The sequence below is a fragment of the Rhizobium sp. SVR5-9E genome, assembly GCF_056755095.1.
The window spans coordinates 13,056-25,627 of record NZ_JBNDHS010000045.1 but is presented as its reverse complement, the minus strand read 5'-3'; the positions used below and the strand labels follow the sequence as shown (position 1 = coordinate 25,627).

11 protein-coding genes are annotated in these 12,572 nt (G+C 61.6%); 5 read left to right on the top strand and 6 right to left on the bottom strand.

Features of this window, described 5'->3' with window-relative positions:
• The first annotated feature begins 67 nt into the window (after positions 1-67).
• On the top strand, positions 68-757 hold the full coding sequence (locus ACPYOJ_RS19800) for a class II aldolase/adducin family protein (RefSeq protein ID WP_481417768.1): 690 nt from the start codon (positions 68-70) through the stop codon (positions 755-757).
• Positions 758-822: 65 nt separating this feature from the next.
• Here ACPYOJ_RS19800 and ACPYOJ_RS19795 read toward each other — a convergent pair whose 3' ends face one another.
• The 5 genes from ACPYOJ_RS19795 to ACPYOJ_RS19775 all read right to left on the bottom strand — a co-directional run bounded on the left by ACPYOJ_RS19795 (position 823) and on the right by ACPYOJ_RS19775 (position 4,989).
• Positions 823-1,578: an IclR family transcriptional regulator gene (locus tag ACPYOJ_RS19795; protein WP_481417792.1), complete on the bottom strand. Its 756-nt coding sequence runs from the start codon at positions 1,576-1,578 to the stop codon at positions 823-825.
• A gap of 402 nt (positions 1,579-1,980) precedes the next feature.
• A complete protein-coding gene (locus tag ACPYOJ_RS19790; protein WP_481417767.1) occupies positions 1,981-2,760 on the bottom strand; it encodes an amino acid ABC transporter ATP-binding protein in 780 nt (259 codons plus the stop codon).
• A gap of 31 nt (positions 2,761-2,791) precedes the next feature.
• Complete coding sequence (locus ACPYOJ_RS19785) at positions 2,792-3,595, bottom strand: transporter substrate-binding domain-containing protein (RefSeq protein WP_481417766.1); 804 nt, start codon at positions 3,593-3,595, stop codon at positions 2,792-2,794.
• Between the two features lie 50 nt (positions 3,596-3,645).
• Positions 3,646-4,302 carry an amino acid ABC transporter permease gene (locus ACPYOJ_RS19780; protein ID WP_481417791.1) on the bottom strand — a complete coding sequence of 219 codons (657 nt, stop codon included), beginning with the start codon at positions 4,300-4,302 and terminating at the stop codon, positions 3,646-3,648.
• Between the two features lie 18 nt (positions 4,303-4,320).
• Positions 4,321-4,989 (bottom strand): amino acid ABC transporter permease, encoded by a 669-nt coding sequence (locus tag ACPYOJ_RS19775; RefSeq protein ID WP_481417765.1) that lies wholly within the window; start codon positions 4,987-4,989, stop codon positions 4,321-4,323.
• 403 nt (positions 4,990-5,392) lie between these two features.
• Between ACPYOJ_RS19775 and ACPYOJ_RS19770 the strand changes: the two genes are divergently transcribed.
• The 4 genes from ACPYOJ_RS19770 (at position 5,393) to ACPYOJ_RS19755 (ending at position 11,096) form a co-directional block, all read left to right on the top strand.
• Positions 5,393-6,430: a LacI family DNA-binding transcriptional regulator gene (locus tag ACPYOJ_RS19770; RefSeq protein WP_481417764.1), complete on the top strand. Its 1,038-nt coding sequence runs from the start codon at positions 5,393-5,395 to the stop codon at positions 6,428-6,430.
• A gap of 107 nt (positions 6,431-6,537) precedes the next feature.
• Entirely contained in the window at positions 6,538-8,148 is a 1,611-nt protein-coding gene (locus ACPYOJ_RS19765) for an acyl CoA:acetate/3-ketoacid CoA transferase (protein ID WP_481417763.1), read from the top strand.
• On the top strand, positions 8,145-8,921 hold the full coding sequence (locus tag ACPYOJ_RS19760) for an enoyl-CoA hydratase/isomerase family protein (protein WP_481417762.1): 777 nt from the start codon (positions 8,145-8,147) through the stop codon (positions 8,919-8,921). The genes ACPYOJ_RS19765 and ACPYOJ_RS19760 overlap by 4 nt, the downstream gene beginning before the upstream one ends.
• A gap of 90 nt (positions 8,922-9,011) precedes the next feature.
• Complete coding sequence (locus ACPYOJ_RS19755; RefSeq protein WP_481417761.1) at positions 9,012-11,096, top strand: FAD-binding protein; 2,085 nt, start codon at positions 9,012-9,014, stop codon at positions 11,094-11,096.
• Between the two features lie 95 nt (positions 11,097-11,191).
• On the opposite strand, the gene ACPYOJ_RS19750 is transcribed toward ACPYOJ_RS19755, so the two are convergent.
• Positions 11,192-12,562, bottom strand: coding sequence for an aminotransferase (locus tag ACPYOJ_RS19750; protein ID WP_481417760.1), 1,371 nt, complete (start codon positions 12,560-12,562; stop codon positions 11,192-11,194).
• Between the last annotated feature and the right edge of the window lie 10 nt (positions 12,563-12,572).

Here is a 12,572-nt window from a genome sequence, read left to right as displayed (position 1 = left end):
GAGCGGCCGCCATCCGGGCGGCCGCAACCGTTCCGGGCACTCGTGCCCCTGTTATCGGACCGCTACCATGACGAAAAATACCGAAGACCGGCATAACCTCGCCCGCGCGATCCTGATGCTTGAGCGCGCCGGCATCATCGACTTCAACGGCCATGCCAGCATGCGCCTGCCGGACGGCGATGGCATGCTGATCAATTCCGGCGCCTCGGTGCGCAGCGCGCTCACAGCGGACGACATCGTTGCTGTCGACTTCGACGGCCGGCCGATCGACGGTGGTCCCGTGCCGCCGATGGAATTCCACATCCACTCGGAAATCTACCGCCGCCGCCCTGACGTCAACGCCGTCATCCACGCCCATCCGCTTTGGTCGACGCTTTTCAGCTCGACGGGAAAACCGGTCAAGCCTGTCATCATGCAGGCCGCTGTGCTGGGCGAAATCCGGGAATTCCCAACCATCGCCTCGATCAACACCAAGGCGCTGGGCGAGGAACTCGCTACCACGCTCGGCGAACGGCGCGTCGCGCTGTTGAAATCCCATGGCGCGGTCATTGCAGCCGGCAACATCCTCGAGGCCTTCGTGCTCGCCGTCTACCTGGAAGAAAACGCCGAGCGACAGCACCGCGCCGAACAGATCGGCGAGCCGGCAGTTCTCACCAAAGAAGAGGTCGCCGTCATTTCTTCGAACCTCTGGAAACCGCATTTGCTACAGAAGGTGTGGGATTATCACGCTGCAAAACTCGACCGGGTTGGCCAGTGAGCATCGATATCTTGGCCGGAGAGTTGCGTCCTTGAAGCACGCCCGCTGCAAGCCTGCCGGCGCTGCTATCGCAGGACTAGCCTCAGCGCCCTCTGTGTCTCTCGTAGCAGCGGCAGATAGCGGGCTGGCATCTCGGCGGCCGGCACGTGGGCTGCCGGAGCGCCGATATTGATCGCCGCGACCGTTTGCCCGCGGTCGTTCTCGACGGGGACCGCAATCGAGCAGAGGCCGATCTCCAGTTCCTGGTCGATGACCGCATAGCCTTGCTCGCGCACGTGCCGGAACTCCGTGAGCAGTTCTTCCACGTCCGTCTTGGTGTTCGGCGTATTGGGCTTGAGGTCGGTGCGGGCGAGGATTGCTCTGGCTTCGGTTTCCGGGAGCGAGGCAAGCAGGACGCGGCCCATCGATGCGCAGAAAGCCGGCAAGCGGCTGCCGGGCGTCAGGTTGATCGACATGACCCGGCGCTGCGAGGCGCGCGCGACGTAGACGATCTCTGTACCATCGAGCACTGAAGCCGAGGCACTTTGCCCGGCTTTCTCGGACAGTTGATCGAGATGCGGCTGGATAAGGACGGGCAGGGGTGTCGCCGAGAGGTAGGCGTGCCCGAGCCGCAGGATCCTCGGCGTCAGCGTGAAGAACTTGCCATCGTAGTCGGCATAGCCGAGTTCGGCCAGCGTCAGCAGCGAGCGGCGGGTCGTGGCGCGGTCCAGCCCGGTGAGTTTCGAGGCGTCAGTAATGGACAGGCGCTGATGCGTTTCGCCAAACGCCTCGATGACCTTCAAGCCGCGAGCGAAGCCGCTGACGAAATCCGTTTCCCGCATCATCGACATTGCACTTTTGATTTGTCCCTACGATGAAATCTCATCATTGTTTTTACTGCAAAATTTCAAACATGTATCTCTTTGTTTTGGGTATTTTGTGCCGATTGGCGTGTCCAGCATAATTTCATGATATTCAGGCTGTCGAGAGATCCTTGGGAATGACCTCAAAGAGGCGATGATCAACTGCCCTGTACCGTGGCTGATCAGTGCAATTGTCACGATCCATGCCTTGCTTCTTCAGCAATCCGACCAGCAATCGGCTGAAGGAAATTGTGAGGCGTCTAGGCGCTACGCCTCGCCCGCGCGCACGACGCTCTCGATGAGCGAGTCGCAGATCTTAACGAACGGTGCTGGCAATCGTCGTGCGCTGTCGCTCGCGCGGGCGCTGACTAGTTCTTCGCCCTAGGAAATCTGGCCGAGGAAGGTCTTCAGGCGCTCGTTCTTCGGATTGCCGAAGAATTCGTCCGGCGCGCCCACTTCGAGGATCTCGCCGCGGTCCATGAAGATCACCCGGTCGGCGACCTGGCGTGCGAAGCCCATTTCATGGGTGACGCAGAGCATGGTCATGCCTTCCTTGGCAAGGTCGATCATCGTGTCGAGCACCTCCTTGACCATTTCCGGGTCAAGCGCCGAGGTCGGCTCGTCGAAGAGCATGATCTTCGGGTTCATGCACAGCGCACGGGCAATCGCCACGCGCTGCTGCTGGCCGCCGGAAAGCTGCGCCGGGTATTTTTCCGCCTGCTCGGGAATGCGCACCCGCTCCAGGAATTTGCGGGCGGTCTTTTCCGCCTCGGCCTTCGAGATGCCGCGCACCTTCATCGGCGCCAGGGTGCAGTTTTCCAGCACCGTCATATGCGGGAAGAGGTTGAACTGCTGGAAGACCATGCCGGTCTCTTGCCGCACGATATCGACATTCTTGCCGCCGGCGGTCAGATCATGGCCGTCGACGACGATCCGGCCCTTCTGGATCGTCTCGAGCTGGTTGATGCAGCGGATCAGCGTCGACTTGCCGGAACCGGAAGGGCCGCAGATGACGATCCGCTCCCCCCGGTTGACCGAAAGCTCGACGTCCTTCAGCGCGTGGAAGCCGCCATACCACTTGTCGACGCCTTCCATCCTGACAGCCAGATCGGAAGCTCCCCGCACGCCTGCTGCGGATGTATTTGCGCGGATCTCATTCATACGAGGAACTCCTTTCCTGTGTATTCCAGCCTTAGTTCTTGGCGTCTTTCACGAACTGCGGGAGTGGCGAACCGAGCCACTTCTCATGGATCTTCTCCAACTCTCCGTCGTTCATGGCCTTGACGATGAAGTCGTTGATCGCTGACTGCAGTTCCGGATTGCCCTTACGCATTGCGATGCCCTGCAACTGCTGATTAAAGACGAACTTCTGGTCGAAGCGGCCGGGAGCGGCCTTTTCGATCTGGGCAAAGACCACGTTGGAGACGCCCATCAGTTCGACCTGGCCGGAGAGGAGTGCCTGGACCGCGCTGGCATCGTCGTCGAAACGCTGAATTGTCGCATCCTTCGGAGCGATCTTGGTCAGCGCCGTGTCCTGCGTCGACGCCCGCGCAACGCCGATCGTCTTGCCGGACAGATCTTCGGCCTTGGTGACGTTGGCGTCCTTCACGCCGAAGACGCCGATCGAGATACCAGCGTAGGGGCGGCTGTAGTCGATACTCTTCTTCCGCTCCTCCGTGATACCCAGGCCCGCGATCAGGATATCGACCTGATTGCTCTGCAGGTACGGGATGCGGTTCGGGCCGCTGACGGGCACGATCTGGATATCGACACCCCATTCCTTGCCGAGCAGCTTGGCGACGTCGGCGTCATAGCCGTCCGGCTCGTTGTTTGCGTTTGTGAGGCCGAAGGGCGGGAAGTCGACCAGCATGCCGATCTTCAACGTTCCTGCCTTCTTGATGCTGTCGACGGTCTGCGCCGCCGCCGTCGTTGCCACTGCACCAACGATCAGGCCCGCGCCAATCGCGGCCAACATCATGCGTCTCGAAATGCTCATGCTCCTACCCTTTCGGTTATGCCGGGATATCTCCCTCCGGCGCGGGCCCCTCAACGTTTCGTTGCCAGGGAGAATTGACGTTCCATGCGTCCGGCGAGCAGCGAGAGCGGCCAGCAGAGGACGAAATAGACCGCAGCCACCGTGGAAAAGACCAGGAAGGGGCTGAAGGTCGCATTGTTGATGATCTGGCCCTGACGGGTCAGCTCGGTGAAGCCGATGATCGCCGCCAGCGACGTGCCCTTGATGAGCTGCACGAGGAAGCCAACCGTCGGCGCGACAGCGATCTTCGTCGCCTGCGGCAGGATCACGTAGCGCATGCGGTTGTAATAGCGCAGCCCGAGAGCGGTGGCAGCTTCCCGCTGTCCTGATGGAACGGCTTCGATGCACCCGCGCCAGATTTCGCCGAGGAACGCGCTGGCGTGCAGCGTGAAGGCGAAGGCAGCCGCAATCCAGGGATTGATGCCGAAACCCAGGATGTTGAGGCCGAAGAAGACCAGGAAGAGCTGCATCAGCAGCGGCGTGCCCTGGAAGATACGGATGAAGCCCGTCGCAATGAGCCGCGGCCATTTCGTGTCGGAGACGCGCACGAGCGCGATGAACAGGCCGCCGACGCCACCGCAGGCGAAGGCGATCGCCGACAGTGCGATCGTCCACTGTGCCGCGAGCACGATGATCCAGAGTTCATTGATACCGAAAGGTCTGATCAAAGGCATTGGTCGATCTCCTTATCGGCTCAACGGGTATTTGAAGGCCGCCTTCTGGATCACCGCGAAGATCGCGGAGAAGCCGATGGACATGGCGAGATAGAGCAGCGTCACGACGATATAGACCTCGAAGCTCGCAAAGGTCGCCGACTGCAGGTCGTTGCCCGCGGCAGCAAGGTCGTCGGCAGAGATTGCCGAGACGACGCTCGAGGTCAGCATCAGATAGATGAACTGGCTGGTGAGCGCCGGATAGACCGTGCGCAGCGCCGGCTTCAGTATGATGTAGCGGAAGACCTGCAGCTTGGACAGGCCGAGGGCCGTGCCTGCCTCCATCTGCCCTTTCTGGATAGACTCGATTCCGGCGCGGATGATCTCCGTGCCATAGGCGCCGAAATTGACGACGAGCGCAAGAAGCGCTGCGCTGTTTGGCGTCAAACGAAGACCCAGCGACGGAAGGCCGAAGAAGATGAAGAAGATCTGCACGAGGAAGGGCGTGTTGCGGATGATCTCGATATAGCCGTTGATCACCCAGCGCAGCGGCGCGACGTTCGACGTCTTGGCCGAGGCGCAGATGATCGAGACGATCAGGCCGAGCAACATCGCCGCACAGGAGAGCTGAATCGTCAGCCATGCACCGTAGAGCAGCTTGTCAATGCCCTCCAATACGGGCGCGAAGTTGAAAACGTACATGGACATTCCTCCTGCTCAACGTCATTCGAAAGGGGCACAGCATCCCCGAAGGGCTCGTGTATTGCGGCCCGAGAATGCAGACGCCTCCCTCGCCACCATGCTTTCATCAGCCGGCTCCCATGCAAGCCGGCATCGCTCTTTCCCCCTTGTGCCGAGACACATAAATTGGAACGTTCTAAGTTGCAAGCATCTTTTCTTGTTGTTTTGAGAATCGTCGTAGAGGTTCGTGAATCCCCATGCGGTCGGTCATGCGTACTTTAACCGCCTGAAACAACTAATAAATGTTTGCTAGCACGCGGTTCGCGAGATCTGTTTAATAGGAAACCGATCAGCGAATATCACTTGACAAACTTGGAACGTTCCAATTATTTTTCCACCATAAGCGACCGGGAAGGAGGGGAATATGGCTAAGGGGCGAGTCACTGTCGTCGACATCGCCGAGGCGGCTGGCGTCTCCAAATCGACCGTCTCGCTGGTTCTGCAAGGCTCGTCATTGGTCAAGAGCGCAACTCGCGCGAAGGTCCTCGAGGTGATGAGCGCGCTCGGTTACGTATACAACCGGGGGGCCGCGAATCTTCGTCAGACGAACGCCAGTTCCAGCATCATCGGGGTGGTCGTAAACGACCTTACGAACAACTTCTTCGCGGAACTCGCGGTGGGCGTGGACATGGTCGTGCAGTCGGCAGGCTTTGTTCAGTTCCTCTCGAACACGAGCGAGAGCATCGACCGGCAGCGTGAGGTGATCTCTTCGATGCGCGAGCATGGCATTTCAGGATTGCTTGTCTCGCCGGCCCGCGCGACGGAAGCCGCTGACTTCAAGCCTCTCGTGGCAGCCGGAATTCCAGTCGTCGTCGTCGTGCGAAGCCTTCCCGGGGCGAAGGTCTCCTCGGTGGTCGCGGACAACGCCAACGGCGTGGCGATGGCCGTTAGGCATCTGGTGTCGTTGGGACACAGGCGGATTGCTTTTCTCGGCGGGTTCCCGGACACGGCTGTCTTCGACGAGCGCATGCAGGGATACCAGACGGCCATAAAGGCCAGCGGCATCGAGTTCGATCAGAAGCTTGTCGTGCCTGGCCCGCCATCGAGGGCCGGGGGTATCGATGCGATCGGACGTGCCTTGACGATCGACGACCGCCCGACCGCGGCGGTGTGCTTCAACGACGCCGTCGCCTTCGGCGCATGCGACGGGTTGCGCGCCCGCCGGATGGAGCCGGGACAGGACTTCGCCGTGGTTGGATTCGACGACGTCATCGAGGCAAGGTCGGCGGTTCCGGCACTCACCACGATTTCCGTCGATCCGCAGGCCATGGGCAGGCGTGCCGCGCAGCTACTCCTCAAGCAGATCAGCGCAGGCAAGACCGAACCGGAAAGCGTCGTGACGGCGGTCCGACTTGTCGTCCGCGAGAGCTGCGGCGCGAAGAACGGGCGAACAGCCGCCTAACAGGGCAGACTTCCGTCTCCCAGATGGGGACAGGCCGTAGGCGTCGTTTCAACGTCGCGCGGCTATCCAGGTATGAAACCATGCAAACAGGACGAAAAGTTATCCATATGAGCAAGCACCTATCCCCGGCCGAAGCCGCCGAACTGATCCCCGACGGCGCGATCGTATCGGTCTCGTCGTCAAGCGGCCTCGGCTGCCCGGACCTCATGCTCAAGGCGATCGGCGAGCGGTTCGACGCCACTGGACACCCTCGGAACCTCACGACGCTGCATCCGATCGCGGCAGGCGACATGAGCGGGATCAAGGGCGTCGATCACATCGCCAAGAAGGGTCTGCTGGCCAAGATCATCGGTGGGTCCTATCCGTCCGGCCCCTCCAGCGCCGAACCTCCGCTCATCTGGCAGATGATCACTGGCAACGAGATTCCTGCCTATAACATCCCATCCGGCCTTCTGTTCGACATGCATCGCGAAGCCGCCGCGAAGCGTCCCGGCGTGATCACCAAGGTCGGCCTCGACACCTTCGCCGATCCGTCGCGACAGGGCTGCGCAATGAACGAGGCTGCGGCCGGTGAGCCTGTGGTGAAGAAGATCGCATTCGAAGGCGAGGAATATCTCTACTTCCCCGCCATCGCCCCTCAGGTCGCGATCATTCGCGCGACGACGGCGGACGAGCGCGGAAACCTCACATACGAGCATGAGGGCGCCTATCTCGGCGGGCTCGACCAGGCGCTCGCTGCACGAAACAATGGCGGCATCGTCATCGCTCAGGTCAAGCGCATCACGGCCGAGGGCAGTCTCAAGCCTCACGACGTCCGCGTCCCCGGCATGCTTGTCGACTACGTCGTCGTCGATCCCGACCAGAAGCAGACGACCCAGACGCTCTACGATCCGGCCATTTCCGGTGAGATCTTCCGGCCACTCGACACGTTCCGGGTGCCCGAATTCAACATCCAGAAGGTCGTCGCCCGTCGCGTGGCGCAGGAACTGCAGGCGGGAAGCTGCGTCAACCTCGGCTTCGGCATTTCTGCGAACGTGCCAAGAGTGCTTATCGAGGAGGGACTGCACGGCAAGGTCACATGGGTGATCGAGCAGGGTGCCGTCGGCGGCGTTCCGCTTCTCGACTTTGCTTTCGGTTGTGCCTCGAATGCCGACGCCTTCATGCCGTCGCCCTATCAGTTCACCTATTTCCAGGGTGCAGGCTTTGACGCATCCCTCCTGTCCTTCCTGGAGATTGGCAAGGACGGCTCCGTCAACGTCTCCAAGCTCTCCTTCCGTCCGCATGTGACGGCCGGCGCGGGCGGGTTCGTGGACATCACCGCTCGGGCGAAGAAGATCGTCTTCTCCGGCATGTTCAACGCAGGGGCAAAGCTCGGGATCGCCGACGGCAAGCTTGTGATCGAGAAGGAAGGCAAGCTGAAGAAGCTGGTCAACGAGGTCGAGCACGTGACTTTTTCGGGTAGACGCGCCGTTGAGCAGGGCCAGGACGTCACCTATGTCACGGAGCGCTGCGTCATGAAGCTGACGCCCGAGGGTGTCGTCCTCACCGAGATCGCGCTAGGCGTCGACCTGCAGACCCACATCCTCGACCAGTCGGAGTTTCCGCTGATCGTTTCCGATAATCTGAAGGTCATGGACGCGAAGCTCTTCAAAGAGGCGAATATCGGCCTCTCCCTGCCCGAAAGGGGCGCCCGCGTTCTGGAAGGAGCACGTCAATGAGCGGCACCGTAAAGGTTCACATCGAGGCGCACGTCGCGACCTTGACGGTCTCGCGACCGGAGAAGCTGAACGCTCTCGACCTCGACATGCTTAAGGCGCTCTCGGAAGCGGCCGACACCGTGGATGCCAATCCCGAGGTTCGCGTGGCGATCCTGACGGGAGAAGGAAAAGGCTTCTCCGCGGGCGGCGATATCAAGGCTTGGGGGGCCATGCAGCCGCAGAAGTTCGGCCACGACTGGGTCCGTTACGGACATCGCGTCTTCGAAAGGCTTGCGGTCCTTCGCGTCCCGCTGATCGCCGCCCTCAACGGCCATGCGCTCGGTGGAGGGCTGGAGCTGGCGGGCGTGGCGGACATCCGTATAGCAGAAGAGCAGATCAAGATCGGACTTCCGGAGACGGGTCTCGGCATGGTTCCCGGCTGGTCCGGGACCCAGCGCCTCGTCAAACGCTTCGGGGCCCAGGTCGTACGCCGGATGGCGCTTGGTGGCGAAATCTTCACCGCCGCCGAGGCCATGCAACTTGGGATCGTGGACACCGTGACGTCGACGGGCAACGCCGTGGGCGCTGCCACAGAATACGCTCAACGGATCGCGACGAGGGGTCCCGCCGCAATCGAGATTGTGAAGCTTATGATCGCGTCGGCGAGCGGCGAGGACAATGGTTCCGCCGTCGAGGCACTCGGATCGATCCTGGCGGCGAAGACAGGAGATCTCAGGGAGGGCGTCGCCTCGTTCACCGAGAAGCGGCCAGCCAAGTTCGAAGGCGCCTGGTAGCGACCAATCCATCATCGACCATGGGCGGCGGCAGCCCGTGGTCCTCGGCCTCATTGCGACTTACGGCCTTCCAGCAAGGACTAGAGATCCATGACTATCGATGTTCCTCAACACATCCTGGACGCCCTCACGGACGTCGACATGCCGAAACTTCTTCCGGAAGCCGCAGCCACCGAAACGGTGAATCTCGGCGGGATCGATGTGCCGCTCTATCGAGCCGGTTGCGTCGTGGTCGGATCCGGCGCCGCCGGACTGCGGGCGGCGGTCGAGATGAAGCGTCGCGGCGACGACGTCGTCATCGTGAGCCAGAGCGCCTGGGGAGGAACTTCCGCCTGTTCCGGTTCGGACAAGCAGACCCTCCATACGGGGAACACCGCCGACCAGGGCGACAATTTCAAGGCGATGGCCCGCGCCATCCGAGCGGGCGGCGCCATGGACGAGGACACGGCCTATGTCGAGGCGGTTGGTTCCGCACGCATGATGGCCTCGTTGCAATTCCTTGGCTTGCCGCTCCCGCAGGACCCGCTCGGCGGCACGCTGAGATATCAGACCGACCACGACGAGGTGGGACGAGCCACGAGCTGCGGCCCACGGACGTCCCGTCTCATGGTCAAGGTTCTGTCCGAGGAGGCGATCCGCCTCGACATCCCGTTCTACAACCATACGACAGCGGCCAAGCTCCTAACGGAGGGCGAAGGCGACGGACGCCGCGTGGTAGGTGTCTTGGCGGTTCGCGTAAACGATCGAACCGAAGCGAATCCTCTCGGGCTTGCATTGTTTGCCTCCCCGGTAGTCGTGCTCGCGGCAGGCGGGCCGGGCGAGCTCTATCGCGACAGCGTCTATCCGAACGGTTGCTTCGGTTCGCTGGGCCTCGCGCTCGAGGCAGGCATCGAGCTGGTAAATTTGACGGAAAGCCAGTTCGGTATCGGCACGCGGCGTGAAGGATTCCCGTGGAATCTCTCCGGAACCTACGTGCAGGCCATCCCTCACATCTATTCGGTTGACGCCGACGGAACCGAGCATCATTTCCTCGCGAAATACTATCGCACCACGCAGGAAATGGCGTCGAACATCTTCCGCAAAGGCTATCAATGGCCGTTCCACTCGACGCGAATGCTGGATTTTGGCTCGAGCCTCGTCGACCTGGCGATCTATCGCGAGACGGCCGCCGGCCGACGCGTCTTCATGGATTTCAATCGCAATCTCCTGCCTGTTCCAGGTGACCTGCCTTTCGATCTTGGCCGGCTCGACGACGATGTGAAGCGGTACCTTGGCAACGCGGGCGCGGGTCAGGATACGCCGATCCAGCGTCTACGACACATGAACCCGCTCGCGATCGAGCTGTACCGCCGCTACAAGGTCGACATCGCCGCAGAACCGCTCGAATTCGCCGTCAACAACCAGCACATGAACGGCGGGATCATGGTCGACGTCTGGGGCCGTAGCAGCCTTGCGGGCTGCTACGCGATCGGGGAGGCCGCGGGAACGCACGGGGTGACGCGCCCCGGCGGCGCCGCGCTCAACGCGGGTCAGGTCTTCGGCACGCGCGCCGCAGAGCACATCGGGGCGAGTGGCAAGGCAAAGACCGCATCGGCCGCCGACATACGAATTCCCGCGGGCGCGGCTCTTTCAGACGTGCTTTCGGTCGTGAAGCCCGACAGCTCCCTGTCCGTGAGGTCAATCCGGTCCGAGGTCCAGGCTCGGATGAGCGACAAGGCAGGCCTGATCTGCGACGGTGAGAGCGTCTCCGCCGCACTCGCGGCGGCGAGAAGCCTAAATGACCAAATCCGGCAGAATGGGATCGCCTACGAACGCGCCGGCGAGGCGGGTAGGGCGATCCAATGGCAGCAGATGGCACTCGCTTCGGAGGCGGTTCTGTCGGCCCTCGACCATTTCATCCGGAACGGAGGAGGGAGCCGGGGAGCACGGGCCATCTGCGACACGAAGGGCGAGTCGGTGCCGTTGACGAGTTCTGGCGCGCTTGAGGAATACCGTTTCCGGAAAGAGCGCGACGCCCATCGCGATGAGCAGATTGTTGTCCGCAGGCAAGGCGACGTCGTCAAGATCGCGGCTCGCGCCAACCGAAAATTCGATGAGAGCGCCAAGTCCTTCTTCGAGCGCGACTGGCCCGCATGGTTGACGGGACAGATCTATGATCTCGAAAAAAACTCCTAGAGATTGCCCCGTAGCATAGGGACCCCTGCGCGTCACAGGCCTTCCATCGGAAGTTCGGACCCCATGCTATAGGCCGGCACGGGGTCTGACGCAGCTTACCCCAGAACACCCTTGACCGCTTCCTTCACGGCTGCGACGACCTTGTCGGCCTCTTCCGGTGTAAGGCAGAGCGGCGGGGCAAAGCCCAGAATATCGCCCTGGGGCATGGCCCGCCCGATTACGCCCTGCTTGAGTAGGGCGGCTGCGACCTGAGGGCCGATCTTCTTCGCCGGATCGAAGAGGCGGCGCTCATCGCGATCCTCGACGAATTCGATCGCGCAGAGCATGCCTTCGCCGCGCACTTCGCCGACATGGGTATGGCCGCCGAGTGCTTCCCTCATGGCCTTGAGGAAATAGGCGCCTGTCTTGCCGGCATTTTCGACGAGGCCGAGTTCGTCGATCAGTTTCAGATTGGCGACGCCTGCCGCAGCCCCGATCGGATGGGCCGAATAGGTCCAGCCGTGCCCGATCGCGCCATTCTCGTCCGTGCCCCGTTCCAGAACCTTCCAGACCTTGTGTGAGACGACGGAGCTGGAAAGAGGGGCGTAGGCCGAGGTGAGGCCCTTGGCGATAGTGATCATGTCGGCTTCGATACCGTAGTGGTCGGAACCGAACATGGTGCCGAGACGGCCGAAACCGGTGACGACCTCGTCGGCGATCAGCAGGATGTCGTGCTTGCGCAGCACCTTCTGGATTGCATCCCAATATGCCGCCGGCGGGGGAACAATACCGCCCGTGCCGAGGACCGGCTCACCGATGAAGGCTGCGATGGTGTCGGCGCCTTCGCGCTCGATCAACTTTTCCAGTTCCGCCGCGCAATATGTCGAAAAATCCGCCTCGCTCATGGCGCCGTCCGGACGACGGTAATAGTATGGGGCCTCGGTATGGATCACCTGCGCCAGCGGCAGGTCGAACTTCTTGTGAAAGAGCTCCAGGCCGGTCAATGATCCCGTCATCAGTCCGGAACCATGATAGCCGCGCCAGCGCGAAATGATCTTCTTCTTCTCCGGCCTGCCGAGAATGTTGTTGTAGTACCAGATGAGCTTGACGTTCGTCTCGTTTGCGTCCGATCCGCCGAGCCCGAAATAGACTTTGGACATGTTCTTCGGTGCGCGGTCCAGGATCATCTTGGCGAGCGTGATCGAAGCTTCCGTCCCGTGGCCGACATAGGCATGATAGTAGGCGAGCTCTTTCGCCTGCGCCGCGATCGCCTCCGCGATCTCGGTACGGCCGTAGCCGACGTTCACACAATAGAGCCCGGCAAAGGCATCGAGCAGGCGGTTGCCGTCGCGATCCTCGATATAGACGCCGGAACCGCCCGTCACGATGCGGTTTGGACTTTCGCCACGCGCGTGCTGGGCAAGATGGGTCGAGGGATGGAGGAAGTTCTCGCGATCCCACTTGTCGAGTTGATCGTTTGTCAGCATCGGTCTTTCC